Origin of the sequence: Streptomyces sp. NPDC053755 (assembly GCF_040677675.1) — a bacterium.
In the GTDB taxonomy this organism is placed as follows: domain Bacteria; phylum Actinomycetota; class Actinomycetes; order Streptomycetales; family Streptomycetaceae; genus Streptomyces.
Genome location: NZ_JBFASK010000004.1, coordinates 64111 through 85781, shown reverse-complemented (window position 1 = coordinate 85781; position 21671 = coordinate 64111). Strand labels below are relative to the sequence as shown.

21 protein-coding genes are annotated in these 21671 nt (G+C 73.1%); 13 read left to right on the top strand and 8 right to left on the bottom strand.

The genetic code is table 11. From position 1 onward, the window contains the following. The first annotated feature begins 24 nt into the window (after window positions 1–24). The 3 genes from AB0K65_RS06510 to AB0K65_RS06500 all read left to right on the top strand — a co-directional run bounded on the left by AB0K65_RS06510 (window position 25) and on the right by AB0K65_RS06500 (window position 2745). Entirely contained in the window at window positions 25–861 is an 837-nt protein-coding gene (locus AB0K65_RS06510; RefSeq protein WP_365714606.1) for a class II fructose-bisphosphate aldolase, read from the top strand. Between the two features lie 213 nt (window positions 862–1074). Continuing rightward, window positions 1075–1332, top strand: coding sequence for a WhiB family transcriptional regulator (locus AB0K65_RS06505; protein ID WP_365714605.1), 258 nt, complete (start codon window positions 1075–1077; stop codon window positions 1330–1332). A gap of 87 nt (window positions 1333–1419) precedes the next feature. Next, window positions 1420–2745, top strand: a complete 1326-nt coding sequence (locus tag AB0K65_RS06500) for an SDR family oxidoreductase (protein WP_365714604.1) — start codon at window positions 1420–1422, stop codon at window positions 2743–2745. Window positions 2746–2827: 82 nt separating this feature from the next. Here the strand turns inward: AB0K65_RS06500 and AB0K65_RS06495 are convergent, their stop codons facing one another. The 3 genes from AB0K65_RS06495 to AB0K65_RS06485 form a co-directional block, all read right to left on the bottom strand. After that, on the bottom strand, window positions 2828–3802 hold the full coding sequence (locus AB0K65_RS06495) for an acyl-ACP desaturase (RefSeq protein WP_365714603.1): 975 nt from the start codon (window positions 3800–3802) through the stop codon (window positions 2828–2830). A gap of 322 nt (window positions 3803–4124) precedes the next feature. Continuing rightward, window positions 4125–5801 (bottom strand): ABC-F family ATP-binding cassette domain-containing protein, encoded by a 1677-nt coding sequence (locus AB0K65_RS06490; protein WP_365714602.1) that lies wholly within the window; start codon window positions 5799–5801, stop codon window positions 4125–4127. Window positions 5802–6027: 226 nt separating this feature from the next. Then, window positions 6028–6417 carry an SsgA family sporulation/cell division regulator gene (locus AB0K65_RS06485; protein WP_365714601.1) on the bottom strand — a complete coding sequence of 130 codons (390 nt, stop codon included), beginning with the start codon at window positions 6415–6417 and terminating at the stop codon, window positions 6028–6030. 214 nt (window positions 6418–6631) lie between these two features. Between AB0K65_RS06485 and AB0K65_RS06480 the strand changes: the two genes are divergently transcribed. Beyond that, window positions 6632–7735 (top strand): oxidoreductase, encoded by a 1104-nt coding sequence (locus AB0K65_RS06480; RefSeq protein ID WP_365714808.1) that lies wholly within the window; start codon window positions 6632–6634, stop codon window positions 7733–7735. Window positions 7736–7863: 128 nt separating this feature from the next. Here the strand turns inward: AB0K65_RS06480 and AB0K65_RS06475 are convergent, their stop codons facing one another. After that, window positions 7864–8163, bottom strand: coding sequence for a YciI family protein (locus AB0K65_RS06475; protein WP_365714600.1), 300 nt, complete (start codon window positions 8161–8163; stop codon window positions 7864–7866). An 82-nt stretch (window positions 8164–8245) separates the two neighbouring features. On the opposite strand from AB0K65_RS06475, the gene AB0K65_RS06470 reads away from it, so the two are divergent. From AB0K65_RS06470 to AB0K65_RS06460, 3 genes are all read left to right on the top strand, one after another. Further along, window positions 8246–8944, top strand: a complete 699-nt coding sequence (locus tag AB0K65_RS06470) for an endonuclease V (protein WP_365714599.1) — start codon at window positions 8246–8248, stop codon at window positions 8942–8944. A gap of 173 nt (window positions 8945–9117) precedes the next feature. Next, window positions 9118–9240: a hypothetical protein gene (locus AB0K65_RS06465; protein ID WP_365714598.1), complete on the top strand. Its 123-nt coding sequence runs from the start codon at window positions 9118–9120 to the stop codon at window positions 9238–9240. Then, window positions 9237–9611, top strand: a complete 375-nt coding sequence (locus tag AB0K65_RS06460) for a VOC family protein (RefSeq protein WP_365714597.1) — start codon at window positions 9237–9239, stop codon at window positions 9609–9611. Before AB0K65_RS06465 ends, AB0K65_RS06460 begins: the two co-directional genes overlap by 4 nt. 77 nt (window positions 9612–9688) lie before the next feature. Here the strand turns inward: AB0K65_RS06460 and AB0K65_RS06455 are convergent, their stop codons facing one another. Continuing rightward, window positions 9689–10894: a saccharopine dehydrogenase NADP-binding domain-containing protein gene (locus AB0K65_RS06455; RefSeq protein ID WP_365714596.1), complete on the bottom strand. Its 1206-nt coding sequence runs from the start codon at window positions 10892–10894 to the stop codon at window positions 9689–9691. Window positions 10895–11074: 180 nt separating this feature from the next. Here AB0K65_RS06455 and AB0K65_RS06450 point away from each other — a divergent pair, with 180 nt between their 5' ends. The 4 genes from AB0K65_RS06450 (at window position 11075) to AB0K65_RS06435 (ending at window position 16853) form a co-directional block, all read left to right on the top strand. Continuing rightward, window positions 11075–12220 carry a CaiB/BaiF CoA-transferase family protein gene (locus AB0K65_RS06450; RefSeq protein WP_365714595.1) on the top strand — a complete coding sequence of 382 codons (1146 nt, stop codon included), beginning with the start codon at window positions 11075–11077 and terminating at the stop codon, window positions 12218–12220. Then, window positions 12217–13359: an acyl-CoA dehydrogenase family protein gene (locus AB0K65_RS06445; protein WP_365714594.1), complete on the top strand. Its 1143-nt coding sequence runs from the start codon at window positions 12217–12219 to the stop codon at window positions 13357–13359. The genes AB0K65_RS06450 and AB0K65_RS06445 overlap by 4 nt, the downstream gene beginning before the upstream one ends. A gap of 69 nt (window positions 13360–13428) precedes the next feature. Then, entirely contained in the window at window positions 13429–14643 is a 1215-nt protein-coding gene (locus AB0K65_RS06440; RefSeq protein ID WP_365714593.1) for an acetyl-CoA C-acetyltransferase, read from the top strand. 35 nt (window positions 14644–14678) lie between these two features. After that, a complete protein-coding gene (locus tag AB0K65_RS06435; RefSeq protein WP_365714592.1) occupies window positions 14679–16853 on the top strand; it encodes a 3-hydroxyacyl-CoA dehydrogenase NAD-binding domain-containing protein in 2175 nt (724 codons plus the stop codon). A gap of 27 nt (window positions 16854–16880) precedes the next feature. Here the strand turns inward: AB0K65_RS06435 and AB0K65_RS06430 are convergent, their stop codons facing one another. Continuing rightward, entirely contained in the window at window positions 16881–17645 is a 765-nt protein-coding gene (locus tag AB0K65_RS06430; RefSeq protein ID WP_365714591.1) for a MerR family transcriptional regulator, read from the bottom strand. Between the two features lie 121 nt (window positions 17646–17766). On the opposite strand from AB0K65_RS06430, the gene AB0K65_RS06425 reads away from it, so the two are divergent. Both AB0K65_RS06425 and AB0K65_RS06420 read left to right on the top strand, forming a co-directional pair. Continuing rightward, window positions 17767–18249: a macro domain-containing protein gene (locus AB0K65_RS06425; RefSeq protein ID WP_365714590.1), complete on the top strand. Its 483-nt coding sequence runs from the start codon at window positions 17767–17769 to the stop codon at window positions 18247–18249. A 104-nt stretch (window positions 18250–18353) separates the two neighbouring features. Continuing rightward, window positions 18354–18848: a hypothetical protein gene (locus AB0K65_RS06420; protein ID WP_365714589.1), complete on the top strand. Its 495-nt coding sequence runs from the start codon at window positions 18354–18356 to the stop codon at window positions 18846–18848. A gap of 85 nt (window positions 18849–18933) precedes the next feature. Here AB0K65_RS06420 and AB0K65_RS06415 read toward each other — a convergent pair whose 3' ends face one another. Together AB0K65_RS06415 and sph are read right to left on the bottom strand one after the other, a co-directional pair. Further along, window positions 18934–20424 (bottom strand): APC family permease, encoded by a 1491-nt coding sequence (locus AB0K65_RS06415; RefSeq protein WP_365714588.1) that lies wholly within the window; start codon window positions 20422–20424, stop codon window positions 18934–18936. Window positions 20425–20612: 188 nt separating this feature from the next. After that, complete coding sequence (gene sph / locus AB0K65_RS06410) at window positions 20613–21644, bottom strand: sphingomyelin phosphodiesterase (RefSeq protein WP_365714807.1); 1032 nt, start codon at window positions 21642–21644, stop codon at window positions 20613–20615. Window positions 21645–21671 lie beyond the last annotated feature (27 nt).

The window sequence follows — 21671 nt, the reverse complement described above, 5'->3', positions numbered from 1 at the left end:
ACCACCGCATTGGGGAGAACCCGCATGCCCTTGACGTCCACCGGCGACATCGTCCGGCCCGCCCACGCCACCCGCCGCGGAGTCGGCGCGTTCAACGTCATCCAGATCGAGCACGCCGAGGCCATCGTCGCCGGGGCCGAGCGGGCGGCGTTGCCCGTCATCCTCCAGATCAGCGAGAACACCGTCCGCTACCACGGCTCGCTCACCCCCATCGGGCTCGCCTCCCTCGCCCTGGCCCGATCGGCCGCCGTGCCGGTGGCCGTCCACCTCGACCACGCGGAGTCGGCGGAGCTGGTCGCCGAGGCGGTCGAACTCGGCTTCACCTCCGTCATGTTCGACGCGTCCAGGCTCCCCTACGACGACAACGTCGCCGCGACCCGTGCCGTCACCGAGCGGTGCCATCGGGCGGACGTGTGGGTCGAGGCCGAGCTGGGCGAGGTCGGCGGCAAGGACGGCGCGCACGCACCCGGCGTCCGCACCGACCCCGACGAGGCCCGCGCGTTCGCCGCGGCCACGGCCGTCGACGCCCTGGCCGTCGCCGTCGGCAGCTCGCACGCCATGCTCACCCGGGACGCCGTCCTCGACCTCGCTCTCGTCGCCCGGCTGCGCGGCTCGCTGGAGGTGCCCCTGGTGCTGCACGGCTCCTCGGGTGTCGACGACGCCGGCCTCGCCAAGGCCGTCGCGGCGGGGATGACGAAGGTCAACATCTCCACCCACCTCAACAAGATATTCACCCGCACCGCGTGCGAGCGTCTGCGGGCGTCCCCCTCGGTCGCCGACCCCCGCACATACCTCGGCCCGGCGAGGGACGCGGTCGCGGCCGAGGTCGCCCGGCTGCTGACCGTCCTCGCGGGCCCCTGACCCCTCACGCCGACAGGGACGGCCCGCCGCCGGAGGCGGGCGTCCCCGGTCGAGGTCGGCGGCGGGCCGGGGCCGACCGTTTCGCCTCCCTCGGGGCCCGGCCGGTCCCGCCGCTCCGGTTCCGGCCGGTCCATGCCCGGGGATCCCGGCCCGGCGCGCCGCATTGATCGAACGTTGATGGGCCGTTTACGGCCACCGGGCAGCGTGTCGGCCATGCAGACCGACACCACCGTACTGACCGCCCCGGCCCCCGACATGTCCTGGCAGGAGAACGCCCTGTGCGCCCAGGCCGGACCCGAGTTCTTCTTCCCGGCTCCCGGCTCCTCGACGCGCGAGGCGAAGCAGCTCTGCGGGGCGTGCGAGGGGCGGGTGGCGTGCCTGGAGTACGCCCTGGCGCACGACGAGCGGTTCGGCGTGTGGGGCGGGCTCTCGGAGAAGGAGCGCTTCCGGCTGAAGCGCGGCCCGGCCTGACGCGGGGGCGGGCCGCCGCCCACCGCCGGTGGGCGGGGCGATATCCGGATGCCGGGAGACCATGACCGGCACTACGATCACCCAGCCATGGAGCCCCATCACACGCGTGTCACGGACGAGGAACTGGCCGCCTTCGGCCGGACGATCGGCAGGCTGCGGACGCTGCCCCTCACCGATCCCGCCCGGATGCGCGGCGAGGAGATCGCCGCCACCTTCGCCCGCGAGAGCCGCAACAAGCGCCGCAAGGCCCGCAGGGCCGAGCTGGCCGCCGCCGACGCCAGGCTGACCGCGCGCACCGCGACCGGCGCGCTCGACCGGCGGGAGGACGCGCCCCTCGCGACGGTGGAGGGCGGCTCGCCTGGCGAGTTCCTCAGGGCCCGGCACTGCTACGTCTGCAAGACGTCCTACCGGCGGGCCGACCCCTTCTACCACCGGCTCTGCCCGTCCTGCGCCGCCGACAACACCGCACGCCGCGCCCTGTCCGCCGACCTGACCGGGCGGCGCGCGCTGCTCACCGGAGGCCGGGTGAAGATAGGTTTCCAGCTGGCGCTCATGATGCTGCGCGACGGCGCCGAACTGCTCGTCACCAGCCGCTTCCCGCACGACACCCTGCGCCGCTTCCGTGCCGCCGAGGGCAGCGGGGGGTGGATGGACCGGCTCACCGTCGTCGCGATCGACCTGCGCGACCCGCGCCAGGTCCTGGGCCTCTGCGAGCGGCTGCTGGCCGACGGACGCCCCCTGGACATACTCGTCAACAACGCCGCGCAGACGATACGCCGGCCCCCGGAGTCGTACGCCCTGCTCGCCGCGGGGGAGCGGGAGGCGCTGCCGCCGGGCGTCATCCCCGCGCCGGGGTACGAGACGGCCGACCGCGTACCGGTCCTGGCCGGTCTGGAGCCGGACGAGGCCGGGCTCCTGCCGGACCTCTCCGCCACGAACTCCTGGTCCGTACGGCTCGGCGACCTGGACGCCGCCGAGCTGCTCGAGACGCAGCTGGTCAACGCCGTCGCCCCGACGCTGCTCTGCGACCGGCTGCTGCCCCTGCTTCTCGCGTCGCCCCGGCCGCGCCGGTACATCGTGAACGTGTCGGCCGTCGAGGGGCGGTTCGCCGTACGCAACAAGACGGGCGGCCACCCCCACACCAACATGGCGAAGGCCGCCCTCAACATGCTGACCCGTACCAGCGCCGCCGAACTCGCCGAGCGGGGCGTGCACATGTGCACTGTCGACACGGGCTGGATCACGGACGAGAACCCGGCGCCCCGCAAGGCGCGGATCGCCGCCGTGGGCACGCGCACGCCGCTGGACGTCGTGGACGGCGCGGCGCGGATCTACGACCCGATCGTGCGCGGCGAGGCGGGGCAGCCGGTCTCGGGGGTGTTCCTCAAGGACTACGCCGTGGCGGACTGGTGACCCGGCCGCCGCGACGCGGTGCGCACGCGGCCACCGTGCCTCCGGGACGCGGTGGCCGACGGCGCGGCGTGCGGGGCGGGGCTCAGCCGGCCGCGCGGGCCGCCATGCGGGCCTTGCGGGCGGCGAGCTTCTCGTCGAACTTGCTCGCCTCGCTGTCCAGGCCGCTCATGTAGAGCCCCAGCTCCTCCTGGGCCTTCAGACCCTCCGGCCCCAGGCCGTCGATGTCGAGCACCTTGAGGAAGCGGAGCACCGGCTGGAGGACGTCGTCGTGGTGGATGCGCATGTTGTAGATCTCGCCGATCGCCATCTGCGCGGCCGCGCGCTCGAAACCCGGCATGCCGTGTCCGGGCATCCGGAAGTTCACGACGACGTCCCGCACGGCCTGCATGGTCAGATCGGGGGCGATCTCGAAGGCCGCGCCCAGGAGGTTGCGGTAGAAGACCATGTGCAGGTTCTCGTCGGTGGCGATCCGGGCCAGCATCCGGTCGCAGACCGGGTCGCCGGACTGGTGGCCGGTGTTGCGGTGCGAGATCCGGGTGGCGAGCTCCTGGAAGGCGACGTACGCGACCGAGTGCAGCATCGAGTGGCGGTTGTCCGACTCGAAGCCCTCGCTCATGTGCGCCATCCGGAACTGCTCCAGCTTGTCCGGGTCGACGGCGCGGGAGGCCAGGAGGTAGTCGCGCATCACGATGCCGTGGCGCCCCTCCTCGGCGGTCCAGCGGTGCACCCAGGTACCCCAGGCGCCGTCGCGGCCGAAGAGGCTGGCGATCTCGTGGTGGTAGCTCGGCAGGTTGTCCTCGGTCAGCAGGTTCACCACGAGGGCGATCTTGCCGATCTCGGTCACCTTGGACTGGGCGGGCTCCCAGGCCTCGCCGTCCTCGAAGAAACCGGGGAAGTTCCGGGCGTCGGACCACGGCACGTACTCGTGCGGCATCCAGTCCTTGGTGACCTTGAGGTGCCGGTTGAGCTCCTTCTCGACGACCTCTTCCAGCGCGTACAGCAGGCGGGCGTCCGTCCACCCCGTCGAGCTGCCGAGGTGGGGAGAGGTGAGCGTCACGGGGACTCCTGGGGGACGGGGAAAGGGGACGAAATACCTACGCATTCGTAGGTTACGAAACCGTAGGTTAAGGCTCCGTAAGGCGGTCGGCCAAGCCCGTCTCGGCGATGTCCGGTTACGTTCCGTTATGTGCGCAGCTGTCGAGGGGTGGACAGAGACCCAGGTCACGCAGGTTCGGCGCCGCTCCCGTGTCGTGATCATGGCTACGCAGAGCAGATGCCCGCCTCTCGCGAGGCTCCCGCGGGGAGAGGCCGCGCCCGTGACGGAGGCCCCCCTTCCGGACTCGCTCCGGTGAGAGGGGCCTCTCCTCCTGCCGCCTGGGCTACTCCTGGTCCGCCCGGCGGGCCTCGCCTCGGCCGGGCTCCGAGAGGAGGAGTCCGTCCCGCACGGCCTCGGCCGTCGTCGGCCGCAGCGTGCCGTCGAGCAGCAGCCACCGGGTGATGCCCAGCGACTCCAGGAACGGCACGTCGTGGCTCGCCACGATCAGCGCGCCCTCGTACGCCTCCAGCGCCGCCGTCAGCTTCCCCACGCTCGCCATGTCGAGGCTGTTCGTCGGCTCGTCCAGCATCAGGAGCTGCGGCGCCGGTTCGGCGAGCAGCAGTGCCGCCAGCGTCGCACGGAACCGCTCGCCGCCGGAGAGCGTGCCGGCCGGCTGGTCCGCCCGCGCCCCCTTGAAGAGGAACCGGGCGAGCCGTGCCCTGATCGTGTTCGCCGTCGCCGTGGGCGCGAACCGGGCGACGTTGTCCACCACGCTCAGCTCGTCGTCCAGCACGTCGAGCCGCTGGGGCAGGAAACGCAGCGGTACATGAGCCTCCACCTCGCCCGCGACCGGCGGGAGTTCACCGGCGATGGTGCGCAGCAGCGTCGTCTTGCCCGATCCGTTCCGGCCGACCAGCGCGATCCGTTCCGGGCCGCGCAGCTCGAAGGTCCCGGCCCAGGCCCCGTGTCGCAGCTCCAGGTCGGTCAGGGTCAGCACACCCCTGCCCGGAGGGACCGTGGTGCGCGGCAGTTCGATACGGATCTCGTCGTCGTCACGCACCGCCTCGACCGCCGCGTCGAGCCGTTCCCTCGCCGCGTCGAGCCGCTCGGAGTGCAGGGCGCGGTGCTTGCCGGCCGACACCTGGGCCTCGCTCCTGCGGTTGTTCGCGACGATCTTCGGCACGACCTTGTTCTGCGCGCTCTTCTGCGCGTACCGCTTGCGCCGCGCCAACTTCATGTGAGCGTCGGACAGTTCGCGCTTCTGCCGCTGCACGTCGGCCTCGGCCACGCGCACCATCCGCTCCGCCGACTCCTGTTCGGCCGCGAGAGCCCGCTCGTACGCGGAGTAGGCACCGCCGTACCAGGAGACCTCTCCGTCGCGCAGATCGGCGATCTGGTCGACGCGCTCGAGGAGTTCCCGGTCGTGGCTCACCACGACCATGACCCCGGACCAGGCGTCCACCGCCGCGTACAGCCGCCGGCGCGCGGGCAGGTCGAGGTTGTTGGTCGGCTCGTCGAGCAGCAGCACGTCGGGCCGGGCCAGCAGCAGTGCGGCCAGCCTGAGCAGCACGGACTCGCCGCCCGACACCTCGCCGATGGTCCGGTCGAGGCCGATGTGTCCCAGGCCGAGCTGGTCGAGCGCGGCGAGCGCCCGTTCCTCCACGTCCCAGTCGTCGCCGACCGCCGCGAAGTGCTCCTCGGCCGGATCCCCGGACTCGATGGCGTGCAGCGCGGCACGGACGCGGGCGATGCCGAGGGCCTCGTCGACCCGCAGCGCCGTGTCGAGGACGAGGTTCTGCGGCAGGTACCCGACCTCGCCGACCGTCCGGATGGTGCCCTCCGTCGGGGCCAGTTCACCGGCGATCAGCTTCAGGAGGGTGGACTTCCCCGAACCGTTCAGACCGATCAGGCCGGTCCTGCCGGGGCCGACCGCGAGCCGGAAGTCGTCGAGGACCCCCGTGCCGTCAGGCCAGGAGAAGGAGAGGGAGGAGCAGGTGATGAAGGTGGGATGGGTCGCCATGGGGGCCTCCCGGTTGCAAGTGCGTGGGCTGGGGCAACGGGTGAGACACCGGGGGCGCGGGCAGGCGGGAAGCTCGTACGCCGAGGTCGAAGACGGCACACGCGGCACAGTGAGGCGCGCGCGGCACGGTGTCTCGAAACCTCAGACGAGCAACGGCCTTCTCCGATCGGGCGACGACAGGGTCAGGTCAGGACGGTACGGCGGCCGGACCGGCCGGGGCAAACGATTAAAGGCCTTCCCAGTCCAGGTACTGGTGCTCGCGGCCGGCCGGGACCAGGCGCTGCGCGCGCTCCAGGAAGCGGCGCAGCTCCGAGGTCCTGATGTGGACGACGGCCACGCCCTCGGGGGCGTGGAACTCCACGACGGTGCGGTCGTAGCCGTACGGGCGCACGCGGACGTCCCCGATGCCGGCGGGCCCGTCGACGCCCTCGGCCAGCAGCTCCCGCGCGAACGCCCACGAGACCTCGACGCCCTCGAGCGTCGCGGGCGGGGGGAACGCCATGCTCACCGCGTACGGGTCCTCGCGGTCGTAGCGGAGCGTGGCCGGGACGGTCTCCATGCGGGGTGCGGAGGCGACCAGACGGGCCTGGAAGGCCTGTTCGATGACGGTGGACAACGGCCGGCTCCTGTCGCGCGACTTCGGATTCTGACGTCTGGCTGACACCAGGGAAGACGAACGATCTGGCCGAAACGTGCACTGTCGGCCGACGTGAGCTGTGTCACCGCCGCGTCCGGGAGTCCGCCTCGCCGTCCGGAGGCACCCTGGACGGGGCCATCGGCGTGGACTAGCTTCCGGCGCCATGACGTCCATGGGGAAGACGAGACGAACGATGTCGGTGGGGCTGACCGGAATGGCGCTCGCCCTGGCGCTGGCGGCCCCGGCGCGCGCCGGGGCGACCCCCGCGGCCGAGCCGGCCCCACAGGCCACGGGCACCGGGGCGGCCGGGATCACGGCCCCCGGCGCGGGCTGGCAGCTCACGCCGACCGGCACGGACGCCCGCTTCCGGGGGCTCGCGGCGGTGGACCGCACCGTGGCGTGGGCCGCCGGCTCGAAGGGGACGGTGCTGCGGACCACGGACGGCGGCCGCACCTGGAGCGACGTGTCGCCGGCGGGAGCGGCGGAGCTGGAGTTCCGCGACGTGGAGGCGTTCGACGCCCGGCGGGCCGTGGTCCTGGCCATCGGTGAGGGGGAGGCGTCACGCGTCCTGCGCACCGAGGACGGCGGCGCGAGCTGGAGGGAGTCCTTCCGCAACACCGATCCGCGGGCCTTCTACGACTGCATGACGTTCTTCGACCGCCGTCACGGTCTGGCCATGAGCGACCCGGTCGACGGGAGGTACCGCATCCTGTCGACGCGCGACGGCGGCCGCTCCTGGGCGGTGCTCCCGGACACCGGCATGCCGGCGGCGCTGCCGGGAGAGGCGGGATTCGCGGCGAGCGGCCAGTGCCTGGTCTCGTCCGGGCCACGGGACGTGTGGCTGGCGACGGGAGGCGGGGCCACGGCCCGGGTGCTGCACTCCGCCGACCGCGGCCTGACCTGGACCGTCGCCGAGTCGACGATCCCGGCGGGCGATCCGGCGCGAGGTGTCTTCGGGCTCGCGTTCCGCGACCGCACCCACGGGCTCGCGGTCGGCGGGGACTACCGCAAGGACCAGCCCTCCCCCCGGGCCGCGGCGGTGAGCGGCGACGCCGGCCGCACCTGGCGGCAGGCCGCCGCGCCTCCGCCCGCCTACCGCTCGGGCGTCACCTGGCTGCCGCACAGCAGGTCGGCCGCGCTCGCCGTCGGCCCCACCGGCACCGATCTGACGACGGACGGCGGACGCACCTGGCGGACGGTCGACACCGGCTCGTTCGACACGGTCGACTGCACGCGGGACGGCGCGTGCTGGGCGTCGGGCGAGAAGGGCAGGATCGCGCGCCTCGGGAGGGGGTGAGGGGCGGCTGAGGGCGGCCGTGGCCCGCACCGGACCCGGTCCCGCCCCGGCCCGCCGGACCGCCCCGACCCGCCGGACCGGACCGGCCGGACCGGCAAGGCGGCCTCACGCCCAGGCCCGGCGCCCGCTCAGGCGGGCGGTTCCTCGCGGTACGGGGCGAGGGCGGCGGCCGTCTTGGTCGCGTAGAACTCCGTGATCCGGTACGCGCACACGCCCTCGACGGTGAAGGGGTCGGCCGCGGCGATCTTCTCGATCCGCGCGCGGTCGTCCCCCACGGCGAGGATGACCCCGCCGTCGCGGGGGTTCTTGCGGCCGGAGGCGATGAACACCCCGGCCGCGTACTGCGCGTCGAGCCACTCGATGTGCGCCGCGAGCAGGGCGTCGACGCGCTCGACGGGAGCGGTGTAGGTCAATTCCAGAACGAACATGCCCGCAGGCTACCCGGGCCAGGGAAGGCGGCGGAGAAACGTTCGGCCAGCGGGCGTGGAGGCCCCGTAGGGTGGCGTCATCATGACGATCATCGACATTCCCGCGGGGTGGCCCGCCGACGAGGCCACCGCCCGGGCCGTCCAGCGCGAGCTCCGGGAACGGCTCGTGCTCGACGAGCCGGGGCCCCCGGCCGGTACGGGCCACGTCACGGGGCTCGACGTGGCGTACGACGACGAGCGCGACCTCGTCGCCGCGGCCGCCGTCGTCCTCGACGCCCGGACCCTCGACGTCGTGGAGGAGGCCACGGCGGTCGGAAGGGTCTCCTTCCCCTACGTGCCGGGGCTGCTCGCCTTCCGGGAGATCCCCACCGTCCTGGCCGCGCTGCACTCCCTCACCGCGGCCCCCGGTCTCCTCGTCTGCGACGGCTACGGCCGTGCCCACCCGCGCCGATTCGGACTCGCCAGCCACCTCGGCGTGCTGACCGGGCTGCCGTCGATCGGCGTCGCCAAGAACCCCTTCACCTTCACGTACGACCAGCCGGGCCCCGCCCGCGGCGACGTCAGCGCCCTCCTCAGCGACGACGAGGAGGTCGGCCGCGCCCTGCGCACCCAGGAGGACGTCAAGCCGGTCTTCGTCTCCGTCGGGCACCGCGTCTCCCTGGAGACCGCCTGCGCGCACGCGCTCCACCTCGCCCCGCGCTACCGCATCCCCGAGACCACCCGCCACGCCGACTCGCTCTGCCGCCGTGCCCTGAAGACGGCCCTCGGGACGGTGGTGTGACGACGCCCATGTCCCGGGGTGGCACCGCGCCGGAACCGGCGCGGGCCGGCGCCCTCCTCCGCGGGAGGCGCGTGCGCGCGAGGGGCTGAGTACGCGTACGGAGCCGTGACCCGCGGGCGAACTGAGTACCCGTACGGATGCGGGTCCCCGATCATGGGCGGCACAGTGGGCTCATGACTTCGCCTTCCCCGCACCCCTCCGCCTTCCCCGCCCGGCTCCTGGCCGTCGCCGGCCTCGTCGCCCTCGCGTGGGTCTGCGCCATGATCTACACCGTCGCCGCCTGGGTGTCGGCGTGATCGGCAGGCTGCAGTGCGTCGTCCTCGACTGCACCGACGTCCTGGAGCTGGCCCGCTTCTACCAGCGGCTGCTCGGCGGCGAGGTCGACCGGCCCGATCCCCGCTGGGCCTGCGGTGACACCTGGGCCACCCTCCACGACGCCGCCGGCGCCCCCGTCCTCGCCTTCCAGGGGGTCGCCGATCACCGGCCGCCGGTCTGGGGCGCGCCCGAGCAGCAGTTCCATCTCGACGTCGAGGTCGACGACCTGGAGGCCGCGCACCACGCGGTCCTCGCCCTGGGCGCCCGGCGGCTCGACGAGGGCGAGCCGGACCGGAGCTGGCGCGTCTACGCCGACCCGGCCGGCCACCCCTTCTGCCTCGTCCGTCACTGAGGCCGCTCGCCCGGATCCGTGCCGCCCTCGGCCGTGTCCGGAGGTCCCGCCCGGGCACCCCGCCCGACATCCCCGCGTCAGCCCTCGTACGCCACCCGGAAACGGATGCCCGCCGCCCGCAGCCGGTCGATCAGCGCGTCGCCCATCGCGACCGCCGTCGTGACCTGGCCGGACGTCTTCGGCAGGTCGTCGAAGGCCAGGCAGAGCGCCGACTCGGCGAGCATCTTCGCCGTCTCGTCGTAGCCCGGGTCACCGCCCGAGACCTCCGTGAAGGCCCGTCGCCCGCCTCCCTCGCCGACGAACCGCACGGAGAACCAGCTCCGGGCGCGCCGCTCCGCGCTCGGCCCCTGACCCGGCTCGTAACGCTCCATCAGCCAGCGCCGTACCGGAGCCAGCTGGGCCGCCGCCACGCCCGTGCCGACCGCGGCCGCGCCGCCGATCGCCATGGGGAGGGTCCTGACGGAGGCGTAGTGGCGGTACCGGAAGTCCGGGCCGTACCGTTCCAGCGCCGCCGCCGACCGGGCCACCACCTGGGGGTCGAGCGTCGGCAGCGGCAGCGCCCAGGTGCCGGTCTCCCGACTGAACCGCGGACCGCCGAGCGGTGCCCGGGCCCGCCGGCCCACCAGCCTCGGCTCGTGCAGCCGCCGTTCGTGCGCCGCCCGCAGGATCTCCCGGCCGCGCCCCATCGCCGTGAGCGCCGAGGCGAAGGTGCCGCCCGAGAACACGGCGCCCGCCCGCACGAAGCCGTCGATCCGCAGCGGTACGTCCCGGGGGAGCCGCTGGACGGTGAAGTAGACGCCGAGGTCGTGCGGCACGGAGTCGAAGCCGCAGGCATGCACGATCCGCGCTCCGGTCTCCCGGGCCCGCGCGTCGTGCCGGACGTACATCAGGTCGACGAACTCCGCCTCGCCGGTGAGGTCCACGCAGTCGGTGCCGGCCTCCGCGCACGCGGCCACCAGGGCCTCGCCGTACCAGACGTAGGGGCCGACGGTGGTCGCCACCACCCTGGTGGACTCGGCGAGTTCGCGCATCGCCTCCGGGTCGGTGGAGTCCGCCACGACCAGCGGCAGGTCCGCGCACCGCGGCCAGCGGGCCGCCAGGCGGTCCCGCAGGGCCTCCAGCCGGGAGCGGCCGCGACCGGCCAGCGCCCAGCGGCACCCGGCCGGCGCGTGCTCCGCCAGATACTCCGCGGTGAGCTCGCCCACGAACCCGGTCGCCCCGAAGAGGACCAGGTCGTACGGCCGTGCCGCCGCGTCCCGCCCCGTGCCGGCCCCTGTCTCCATCCAGCCCCTCCGCCGTCGCCCGCGCCGTCGTCCGGGCGCGTGTCGTCGGCGGAGCCTAGCGGAACTCCGCCCCCGCGCAATTTCCAAGCGCTTGCTCGGCCCGGGGTCTTGTGCGAAGTGGAACACGTTCCTAGCATCTCCGGTGTTACATCATTGGTGTCACACATAGCTGGGGGCTTGATGACAGGGACGCGGAACGCCCGGACGGGCCCGCTCCGCGGGGTGCGCGTGGTCGAGCTGGCCGGCATCGGGCCGGGCCCCTTCGCGGCCATGCTCCTGGCCGACCTCGGCGCCGACGTCGTCCGGGTGGACCGCCCCGGGGGCGCCGGACTCGGCATCGACCCCGCGTACGACCTCACCAACCGCAACAAGCGCTCCGTCCTCGTCGACCTCAAGGTGCCGCACGGGCCCACGGCCGTCCTCGACCTGGTCGAGAGGGCCGACATCCTCATCGAGGGGTACCGGCCCGGTGTCGCCGAGCGCCTCGGCGTCGGCCCCGACGCCTGCCTCGCCCGCAACCCCCGCCTCGTGTACGGCCGGATGACCGGCTGGGGCCAGGACGGACCGCTCGCCGCGACCGCGGGCCACGACCTCGCCTACATCGCCCTCACCGGCACGCTCCACATGATCGGCCCCGACCCGGACGGCCCGCCCACCGTGCCCGCCAACCTCGTCGGCGACTACGCGGGCGGCTCGCTCTACCTCGTCGTCGGCGTCCTCGCCGCCCTCCAGCACGCCCGCGCCCACGGCGAGGGCCAGGTCGTCGACGCGGCGATCGTCGACGGCGCGGCCCACCTGGCGACCATGATCCACGGCATGCTGGCGGCCGGCGGCTGGCAGGACCGCCGGGGAGTCAACCTGCTCGACGGCGGCTGCCCCTTCTACGGCACCTACGAGACCTCCGACGGTGGCCACATGGCCGTCGGCGCCCTGGAGCAGCGGTTCTACGACGAGTTCGTCACCCTGCTCGGCATCGAGGAGACCGCCCCCGCCCGTCAGGACCCCGGACGCTGGGACGAGCTGCGCACCGCCGTCGCGGACCGCTTCCGCACCCGTACGAGAGACGAGTGGACCGCGGTCTTCGCGGGGACCGACGCCTGCGTGGCGCCGGTCCTCTCGCTGCGCGAGGCCCCCGCCCACCCGCACCTCGCCGCCCGCTCGACCTTCGTGGAGCACGAGGGCCTCACCCAGCCGGCCCCCGCGCCCCGGTTCTCCCGCACCCCCGGCGCCGTCCGTTCCGGCCCCGTCCTGCCCGGCGCCGACACCGACGAGGTCGCCCGCGACTGGGACGTCCCCTCCCTCACCCCCAAGGAGCCGCAGGCATGAAGCGCCAGCTCTACACCGCCGACCACGAGGCATTCCGCGAGACCGTGCGCACCTTCCTCGCCAAGGAGGTCCTGCCGCACTACGAGCAGTGGGAGAAGGACGGCATCGTCTCGCGCGACGCCTGGCGCGCCGCGGGGCGCCAGGGTCTGCTCGGCCTCGCCGTCGACGAGGAGTACGGCGGCGGAGGCAACCCCGACTTCCGCTACAGCGCCGTCCTCGCCGAGGAGTTCACCCGCGCCGGCGCCCCCGGCATCGCCCTCGGCCTGCACAACGACATCATCGGCCCGTACCTCACCTCGCTCGCCACCGAGGAGCAGAAGCGGCGCTGGCTCCCCGGCTTCTGCTCCGGCGAGCTGATCACCGCCATCGCGATGACCGAGCCGGGCGCGGGCTCGGACCTCCAGGGCATCCGGACCACGGCCGAGGACCGGGGCGACCACTGGGTGCTCAACGGATCCAAGACCTTCATCTCCAACGGCATCCTCGCCGACCTGGTGATCGTCGTCGCGCGGACGACGCCCGAGGGCGGTGCCCACGGGCTGTCGCTCCTGGTGGTCGAACGCGGCGCGCGGGGCTTCGAGCGCGGCCGGAACCTCGACAAGATCGGCCAGAAGTCCCAGGACACGGCGGAGCTGTTCTTCCACGACGTCCGCGTCCCCAGGGAGAACCTCCTCGGGGAGCTCAACGGCGCCTTCGTCCACCTCATGACCAACCTCGCCCAGGAGCGCATGGCCATCGCCGTCGCCGGCATCGCCGCCGCCGAACACCTCCTGGAGATCACCACGCGGTACGTCAAGGAGCGCGAGGCCTTCGGGCGCCCGCTGGCCAGGCTCCAGCACATCCGCTTCGAGATCGCGGAGATGGCCACCGAGTGCGCCGTCACCCGTACGTTCCTCGACCGGTGCATCGTCGATCACTCGAACGGGGAACTCGACGCCGTCCACGCCTCCATGGCCAAGTGGTGGGCCACCGAGCTGCAGAAGCGGGTGGCCGACCGCTGTCTGCAACTGCACGGAGGGTACGGCTACATGGCCGAGTTCCCGGTCGCCCGGGCGTTCACCGACGGCCGTATCCAGACCATCTACGGCGGCACGACCGAGATCATGAAGGAGATCATCGGCCGTTCCCTGCTCGGCTGATCCTCCCCCCCCATGCCGGGGACCCGGACGGGATCCCCTCTCGCTGTCCACCCTCCTGAAAGGCTTCTCGTGAGCACCGAAGCGTACGTGTACGACGCGATCCGCACCCCGCGCGGCCGCGGCAAGGCCAACGGGGCCCTGCACGGCACCAAGCCGATCGACCTGGTGGTCGGCCTGATCCACGAGCTCCGCGGTCGCTTCCCGGGCCTCGACCCGGCCGCGATCGACGACATCGTCCTCGGCGTCGTCGGCCCGGTCGGCGACCAGGGCTCGGACATCGCCCGCGTCGCGGCCATCGCCGCCGGGCTGCCCGACACCGTCGCCGGGGTCCAGGAGAACCGCTTCTGTGCCTCCGGGCTCGAAGCCGTCAACATGGCCGCGATGAAGGTCCGCTCCGGCTGGGAGGACCTCGTCCTCGCCGGTGGCGTGGAGTCCATGTCGCGCGTCCCGATGGCCTCCGACGGCGGCGCCTGGTTCGCCGACCCGATGACCAACTACGAGACCGGCTTCGTCCCGCAGGGCATCGGCGCCGACCTCATCGCCACCATCGAGGGCTTCTCGCGCCGCGACGTCGACGAGTACGCGGCCCTGTCCCAGGAGCGCGCCGCGGCCGCCTGGAAGGACGGCCGCTTCGACCGCTCCGTGGTCCCGGTCACGGACCGCAACGGCCTGGTCGTCCTCGACCACGACGAGCACATGCGTCCCGGCACCACCGCCGACTCGCTCGCCTCCCTCAAGCCGTCGTTCGCCGCCATCGGCGACATGGGCGGCTTCGACGCCGTCGCGCTGCAGAAGTACCACTGGGTCGAGAGGATCGACCACGTCCACCACGCCGGCAACTCCTCCGGCATCGTCGACGGCGCCTCGCTCGTCGCGATCGGCTCCCGGGAGGTCGGCGAGCGGTACGGACTGACCCCGCGCGCCCGGATCGTCGCCGCGGCCGTCTCCGGCTCCGAGCCCACCATCATGCTCACCGGGCCGGCGCCCGCCACCCGCAAGGCCCTCGCCAAGGCCGGCCTGACGATGGACGACATCGACCTGGTCGAGATCAACGAGGCCTTCGCCGGCGTCGTGCTCCGCTTCGTCAAGGACATGGGCGTCAGCCTGGACAAGGTCAACGTCAACGGCGGCGCGATCGCGCTCGGTCACCCGCTGGGCGCCACCGGCGCGATGATCCTCGGCACCCTCGTCGACGAGCTGGAGCGCCAGGACAAGCGCTACGGCCTGGCCACCCTCTGCGTGGGCGGCGGCATGGGCATCGCCACGATCGTCGAGCGCGTCTGACCGTCCGTTCCCTCCCCACCTTCGGAGACACTCCAATGAACGAGAGCACCACCATCCGCTGGGAGCAGGACGACACCGGCGTCGTCACCCTGGTCCTCGACGACCCGAACCAGTCCGCGAACACCATGAACCAGGCGTTCAAGGACTCCATCGCGGCGATCGCCGACCGCGTCGAGGCCGAGCGCGAGTCCATCCGGGGCATCATCTACACCTCCGCCAAGAAGACCTTCTTCGCCGGCTGCGACCTCAAGGACATGATGAAGGTCGGGCCCGCGCAGGCCCAGCAGGCCTTCGACACCGGCACGGCCATCAAGCGCTCCCTGCGGCGGATCGAGACCATCGGCAAGCCGGTCGTCGCCGCCATCAACGGCGCGGCCCTCGGCGGCGGTTACGAGATCGCCCTCTCCGCCCACCACCGCATCGCCCTCGACGCCCCCGGGTCCAAGATCGGCCTGCCCGAGGTCACCCTCGGCCTCCTCCCGGCCGGCGGCGGCGTCACCCGCACCGTACGGCTCATGGGCATCGCCGACGCCCTCCTGAAGGTGCTCCTCCAGGGCACCCAGTACTCACCGCGGCGCGCCCTGGAGAACGGCCTGATCCACGCGGTGGCCGCCACTCCCGAGGAGATGCTGGCCCAGGCCCGCGCCTTCATCGACGCGCACCCCGAGTCGCAGCAGCCGTGGGACGTCAAGGGCTACAAGATCCCCGGCGGGACGCCGTCGAACCCGCGCTTCGCCGCCAACCTGCCGGCCTTCCCCGCCAACCTGAAGAAGCAGCTGAACGGCGCCCCCTACCCGGCTCCGCGCAACATCCTCGCCTGCGCCGTCGAGGGCTCCCAGGTCGACTTCGAGACCGCCCTGACCATCGAGGCCCGGTACTTCACCGAGCTGGTCACCGGCCAGACCGCGAAGAACATGATCCAGGCGTTCTTCTTCGACCTGCAGGCGGTCAACTCCGGCGCCAACCGCCCCCAGGGCGTCGAGCCGCGCCCCGTCCGCAGGGTCGCCGTCCTCGGCGCCGGCATGATGGGCGCCGGCATCGCGTACTCCTGCGCCCGCGCGGGCATCGAGGTCGTTCTCAAGGACGTCACGGCCGAGGCGGCGGCCAAGGGGCGGGCGTACTCCGAGAAGCTCTGCGCCAAGGCCGTCTCCCGGGGCCGTACGACCCAGGCGCAGGCGGACGAGCTGCTGGCCCGGATCACCCCGACCGCCGACCCGGCCGACCTGCGCGGCTGCGACGCCGTGATCGAGGCCGTCTTCGAGGACACGGCCCTCAAGCACAAGGTGTTCGAGGAGATCCAGGACGTCGTCGAGCCGGACGCGCTGCTCTGCTCCAACACCTCGACGCTGCCGATCACCGTGCTCGCCGAAGGGGTCACCCGCCCGGAGGACTTCATCGGTCTGCACTTCTTCTCGCCCGTCGACAAGATGCCGCTGGTCGAGATCATCAAGGGCGAGCGCACCGGCGACGAGGCGCTGGCCCGGGCCTTCGACCTGGTACGGCAGATCAACAAGACGCCGATCGTCGTCAACGACTCGCGCGGCTTCTTCACCTCGCGGGTGATCGGCCAGTTCATCAACGAGGGCGTGGCGATGGTCGGGGAGGGAGCCGATCCGGTCTCCGTCGAGCAGGCGGCCGCCCAGGCCGGCTACCCGGCGAAGGTCCTCTCCCTCATGGACGAGCTGACCCTCACCCTGCCCCGAAAGATCCGCGACGAGACCCGCCGCGCGATCGAGGAGGCCGGCGGCACGTGGGCCGGGCACCCCTCGGACGCGGTGATCGACCGGATGGTCGACGAGTTCGGGCGGACGGGCCGCAGCGGCGGAGCGGGCTTCTACGAGTACGACGCGGAGGGCAAGCGGACCGGGCTGTGGCCGGGGCTGCGGGAGCACTTCACGCGCTCCGACGTGACGGTCCCGTTCGAGGACATGAAGGAGCGGATGCTCTTCTCCGAGGCGCTGGATTCGGTGCGCTGCCTGGAGGAGAACGTCCTCACCTCGGTCGCCGACGCCAACATCGGCTCCATCATGGGCATCGGCTTCCCGGCCTGGACCGGTGGCGTGCTGCAGTACATCAACGGTTACGAAGGCGGCCTCGCCGGCTTCGTGGCGCGCGCGCGTGAACTGGCCGGGCGCTACGGCGACCGCTTCCTGCCGCCGGCCCTGCTGGTGGAGAAGGCGGAGCGGGGCGAGGTCTTCACCGACGCGTGACGGCGCGCGACGACGCGCGGGCCGTGTTCAGTCCTGCCCCGCCTGACCGAACGCGGCCCGCAACTCCTCCCGCAGCGAGCGCTGGAAGGCGGTGACGAGGGCCTGGACCACCATCGGCTGCATGTGCGCCGAGAGCGACTTCATCGCCGTCAGGTGGTCCGGGTCCGAGGCCCGCTCCCGGTAGGGGTTCCACACCTCGTCCCGGAAGAGCCGCGACAACTCCTGGGCCGCCGCTCGCGCGTGCTCCAGCAGGACGGTGCGGGAGGCCAGGATCGTCTCATGGGCGATGGGCACGTCCAGCAGCTCGACCCCGAGCCGCAGCAGGGTGCCGTCGAGGCGGAACACCTCCGGATCGGGGCCCTGGTCGAGGACGCCCATCGCCGCGAGCCGCGCGACGTCCTGGTCGGTCAGCGGCCGGCCGGCCCGCCGCTCCAGGTCGCGCCGGGTGATCTCCTCGGCCGACTCCGGCGCCCAGGAGGCCACCAGGGCGCGGTGGATCGCCAGGTCCTGCGCGCTCAGCTCGGGCGGCAGCTGCTCCAGATACCGTTCGATGGCCGCCAGCGTCATGCCCTGGCGCTGGAGCTCCTCGATCAGGGCCAGCCGGGACAGGTGCTCGGGGCCGTAGTGCCCCACCCGCCGGGGACCGATCACCGGAGGCGGCAACAGCCCCTTGGTGCCGTAGAAGCGCACCGTCCGCACGGTGACCCCCGCCCGCGCGGCCAGCTCGTCGACGGTGAACGTCGGCGGCTGCGGCCCCTCGGATCCCCGCGGCGCCTCGCTCTCGGTGGCCATCTGAGGCGCCTCGCTTCCCGTCTCGTACCGTGCCGTCCCCCGTCAGTGCAACAGTATTGCTGTCTCACCGGTGTTGTAAAAGGGCTGGGGCGTTGTCGGTGGCCGCCCGTACGGTGGTGCCATGAGGGGGATCACGTATATCCAGGGGGACGCCACCGCGCCGCAAGGGAAGGGCGTCAAGATCATCGCCCATGTCTGCAACGACCTGGGCGGCTGGGGCAAGGGGTTCGTGCGCGCGGTGTCGCGCCGGTGGCCCGAACCGGAGGCGGCCTACCGCCGCTGGCACCGCGACCGGGCGGGCAACGACTTCGCGCTCGGCGCCGTCCAGTTCGTCCAGGTCGGGCCGTATCTGTGGGTGGCCAACATGGTGGGACAGCGGGGGATGCGCACCGGCCGCAGCACGGGCGTGCCGGTGCGGTACGAGGCGATCGACACGGCGCTCGGCCGGGTCGCCGACCGGGCGCTGGAGCTGGGCGCCTCGGTGCACATGCCGCGCATCGGCTGCGGGCTGGCGGGCGGGAAGTGGTCCCGGATCGAGCCGCTGATCACGGAGCGGCTGGTGGGGCGGGGGACGGCGGTCACGGTCTACGACCGGGAGGGGTAGGGCACGCCGCCCGTGCGTGTGGGGCGCCCCGCCGCGCGGGAGGGCGTGTACATGCCGCTAGAGTCACGTGCTTGTTCGAACAGAGGTGTGGGCAGGGGAGGGGCATGTACGCGGAACTCAGAGACACGGCCACGGAGTTGGCCGGAGTCCTGTGGCGGGAGCACACCGTGTACCGCGAGCGGGGCGGCGGGGTGGTCATCCGGGGGGAGCACGTAGGACGGTGGATCAGCCTGGCCCCGACCGGGGGGAAGGACCAGGCGCGACTGCGTGCCGGGCGCCTGCTCGACGGGGGCACCACGGCGCCGGCCCGGTCGGAGACCGTCGTCGACCTCTCCCAAGGGACGACCGAGCTGGCCGCGATATGCCGCCGGCTGCTCGCCGACGTCACGGCCGCCGAGACCCGGCCGGTCGCCGCGGGATCCGGACGCCCGGCGCGTGCCGCACGACCGCCCCGGTCCGCGAAGCCCGCCCGGGAGAGCAGGGCGCGCCGGGAGCGTCCGGCGCGCCACACGGGCCTGGGCTCCTGGATGGTGCTGGTCTGCCTGGTCGGTGTGGTGGGCCTCTGGGCGTACAGCGTCTTCGGCGGCCGCGGCTTCTGACGGCCGCGGGGCTCGCCGGACGTGCCCGGACCGGTCCGTCCACCGCTGCCGAGCCGGCCCCGCCTCCGGGGCGGGGCGAAGGCGATCACTCCTCCACGGGGGGCCGCCCGGCCACGGAGGCGCGGCCCTCGCGGAAGAAGCGCCGGTGCCGGGCGCGGACCGGCAGCATCACCAGCGCGCCCAGCACGATCGAGCCGATCCCGAGCAGCAGGACACCGCCGACACCGCCGACGGAGGTCGAGCCGTAGTCCGGGTCCAGCATGTCGTACGCCCCGCGCCCGAAGGCCGCCAGCATCATCAGCCCGCCGGCCAGCGGCATGACCACCCTGACCAGCAGCTTCCGCGCGGGACCCCGCAGCTCCGCGCGGAAGTACCACGCGCACGCGAAGCCCGTGACGCCGTAGTAGAACGCGATCAGCAGGCCGATCGACAGGACCGCGTCCCCCAGGAAATCGGCGGAGACCAGCGTGAGCAGGACGAGGACGGCGGCGGTCACGGAGCCGAAGAACACGGTGCCGTAGGCGGGGGTGCGGAAGCGGCGGTGGGTGCGGCCGAACGCGGCCGGCAGGGCGCCGTGCGCCGCCATCGACAGCGTGATCCGGGGCATGGCGCCGACGCCGGTCAGCAGTGCTCCCACGGCCGAGACGGCGATGGCGAGGGTGACGACCCTCCCCAGGGCCCCTCCGAGGACCGCCGGAGCGAGGCCGGTGAGGGCGTCGGCCGCCGTCTCCTCGTTGCCGAGCCCGAGGCCCGAGTCGCCGGTGCCGGCGAAGGAGAGCGCCGCGCAGGCGGTGAAGAGATAGGTGACGAGGAGGATCAGGGTCGAGGCCACGGCGGCCCTGCCGGGGGTGCGCCCGCTGTCGACCGTCTCCTCGTTGAAGGTGATCAGCGCGTCCCAGCCCCAGTAGATGAACAGGCTCAGCAGCACCGCCTCGGCGAAGGGCCCCCAGCCGCCGAAGGCGAAGGGGTCGAGCCAGGCCGCCGAGGGAGTGGTCGCGCCGTCCCGGGCGAAGGCGGCCGCGCCGAAGGCGAGCAGGGCGAGGAGCTGGAGCCCGATCATCGCGTACTGCACATGGGCGGCGAGCTGGATGCCCCGGTAGGCGACGGACGTGGTCAGCGCGAGCAGCACGACGGCGAGCGCGGTCACCGCGAGGGTGTCGCCGGCCGCCGCGTCGAGTCCGAGGAGCGCGAGCAGGGAGGCCGCCCCGACCTGGGCCAGTGTCGTCATCACGAGCACGGTGGCGATCAGGACCGTCCAGCCCCCCGCCAGCCAGCCGGCCGCCGGGCCGAAGACGCGGGTGGTCCACACGAAGGTGGTGCCGCAGTCCGGCATCCGGCGGTTCAGCTCCCGGAAGGCGAACGCGGTGAGCAGGATCGGTACGAAGCCGAGGAGCAGGGCGGCCGGGGCGAGGTCGCCGACCGCGAGGGTCACCAGGCCGAGCGTCACCGCGATGCTGTAGGCCGGGGCGACCGAGGCGAGCCCCAGCGAGACGGTGGCGAGCAGCCCCACCGAGTCGCCCCGCAGCCCCTTGTCGCCGAGGGGCTGCGCCGGTGGTGTGGACGGGTCGGTGGTCATGCGGCCTCCCGGAGGGGAGACTACGCGGGCCGGCCGGAGGGGCGTGGCCGACGGGCCGATGCTGCCGTGGGGAAGCGATCGGCCTCCCCGCCGTCCCCGCGCGGCACCCGTCTCCCCGCCCCTCGCGGGACCGCCGTCCGGAGGGACCCGCGGCCCCGCCAAGCGGGATCGGCCCCGTCCAGCCGTGGTCAGCCCGCCGCGTACCCCGTGACCGGGTAGTGGTCGGAGAGGTTCGTGTACGTGTACCGCGTGCCCCAGCTCGACACGGTCCACGGGGCGCTCTGCTCCAGGACCACGCGATTGGTCCAGCCCGCGGGCCGGGCGTGACCGGCGCGGTGCAGGACGTAGTCGAGGTCCTCGCGCGGGTCGTCCGGGTAGCGCTCGGAGGCGATCGAGTTCAGCTCGGTGTCGAAGGAGTACGGGTGCCCGGTCCGGGCGTCCGCGCCCGTGACGCCCAGGTCGGCGAGCATCGTGGCGTACTCCGCCGTGTGCGAGTCGACGTTGAGGTCGCCCGCCACGACGACCTGCTCTCCCGCCGGGATGTTCTTGGCGTCGAGGAAGGCGTCCATCGCCTTGAACTGGCGGCTGCGCGTCTGCGCCGCCTCCCCGGCGGAACAGCCGGGGTCGGTGGACTGGGCGTGCGTGCCGACGACGTGCACCCTGGCGCCGTTCACGTCCAGGACGGTGTAGACGAAGCCCTTGTTGGAGTACCAGTCGGCGCCGCAGGCGTCCTTGTAGACGTACTGCTCCTTGCGGACGATCGGCCACTTGCTGAGGATCGTCACCCCGCCGTCCTCCGGGGTGGTGGCGGAGTACGCGCCGCTCGTGGCGTCCCAGCCGCTCTTGCCGCGTCCCATGACGGGGGTCTGGTGCGGGTACTGCCCGGCCGCGTTCGCCTTGAGCGCGTCGGAGGAGGAGTTGTCGAAGGCCTCCTGGATCACGACCACGTCGTTGCCCTGGAAGAAGGAGGCCGCGGGTATGGCCTTGGCGCGGTGGTCCTGTCCCCAGTTCGGGTACAGCGTCTTGGAGAAGAGGAACGCGTTGTAGGAGAGCACCTTCAGCCGCGGGGTCTCGGCGGCCGAGGCGGCGGAGGCGGTCGTCGCCAGAGTGGCGGCGGCGAGCGCTCCGGACAGGGCGATGCCGAGGGTGCGGCGCTGGAGCGGGGCAAGCGGCACGGGAACTCCTGTGGAGTCGTGGGGGGTTGGACCGGCGCCGCACATCAAAGCAGCCATAGTTACCTTTCGGTA

Bases quoted from the DNA above. Each gene is read 5' to 3' on its own strand.
- AB0K65_RS06510 (WP_365714606.1), top strand. From the start codon at position 25: ATGCCCTTGACGTCCACCGGCGACATCGTCCGGCCCGCCCACGCCACC.
- AB0K65_RS06505 (WP_365714605.1), top strand. From the start codon at position 1,075: ATGCAGACCGACACCACCGTACTGACCGCCCCGGCCCCCGACATGTCC.
- AB0K65_RS06500 (WP_365714604.1), top strand. From the start codon at position 1,420: ATGGAGCCCCATCACACGCGTGTCACGGACGAGGAACTGGCCGCCTTC.
- AB0K65_RS06490 (WP_365714602.1), bottom strand. From the start codon at position 5,801: ATGGCGACCCATCCCACCTTCATCACCTGCTCCTCCCTCTCCTTCTCC.
- AB0K65_RS06480 (WP_365714808.1), top strand. From the start codon at position 6,632: ATGTCGGTGGGGCTGACCGGAATGGCGCTCGCCCTGGCGCTGGCGGCC.
- AB0K65_RS06475 (WP_365714600.1), bottom strand. From the start codon at position 8,163: ATGTTCGTTCTGGAATTGACCTACACCGCTCCCGTCGAGCGCGTCGAC.
- AB0K65_RS06470 (WP_365714599.1), top strand. From the start codon at position 8,246: ATGACGATCATCGACATTCCCGCGGGGTGGCCCGCCGACGAGGCCACC.
- AB0K65_RS06465 (WP_365714598.1), top strand. From the start codon at position 9,118: ATGACTTCGCCTTCCCCGCACCCCTCCGCCTTCCCCGCCCGGCTCCTG.
- AB0K65_RS06455 (WP_365714596.1), bottom strand. From the start codon at position 10,894: ATGGAGACAGGGGCCGGCACGGGGCGGGACGCGGCGGCACGGCCGTAC.
- AB0K65_RS06450 (WP_365714595.1), top strand. From the start codon at position 11,075: ATGACAGGGACGCGGAACGCCCGGACGGGCCCGCTCCGCGGGGTGCGC.
- AB0K65_RS06445 (WP_365714594.1), top strand. From the start codon at position 12,217: ATGAAGCGCCAGCTCTACACCGCCGACCACGAGGCATTCCGCGAGACC.
- AB0K65_RS06435 (WP_365714592.1), top strand. From the start codon at position 14,679: ATGAACGAGAGCACCACCATCCGCTGGGAGCAGGACGACACCGGCGTC.
- AB0K65_RS06430 (WP_365714591.1), bottom strand. From the start codon at position 17,645: ATGGCCACCGAGAGCGAGGCGCCGCGGGGATCCGAGGGGCCGCAGCCG.
- AB0K65_RS06425 (WP_365714590.1), top strand. From the start codon at position 17,767: ATGAGGGGGATCACGTATATCCAGGGGGACGCCACCGCGCCGCAAGGG.
- AB0K65_RS06420 (WP_365714589.1), top strand. From the start codon at position 18,354: ATGTACGCGGAACTCAGAGACACGGCCACGGAGTTGGCCGGAGTCCTG.
- AB0K65_RS06415 (WP_365714588.1), bottom strand. From the start codon at position 20,424: ATGACCACCGACCCGTCCACACCACCGGCGCAGCCCCTCGGCGACAAG.
- sph (WP_365714807.1), bottom strand. From the start codon at position 21,644: ATGTGCGGCGCCGGTCCAACCCCCCACGACTCCACAGGAGTTCCCGTG.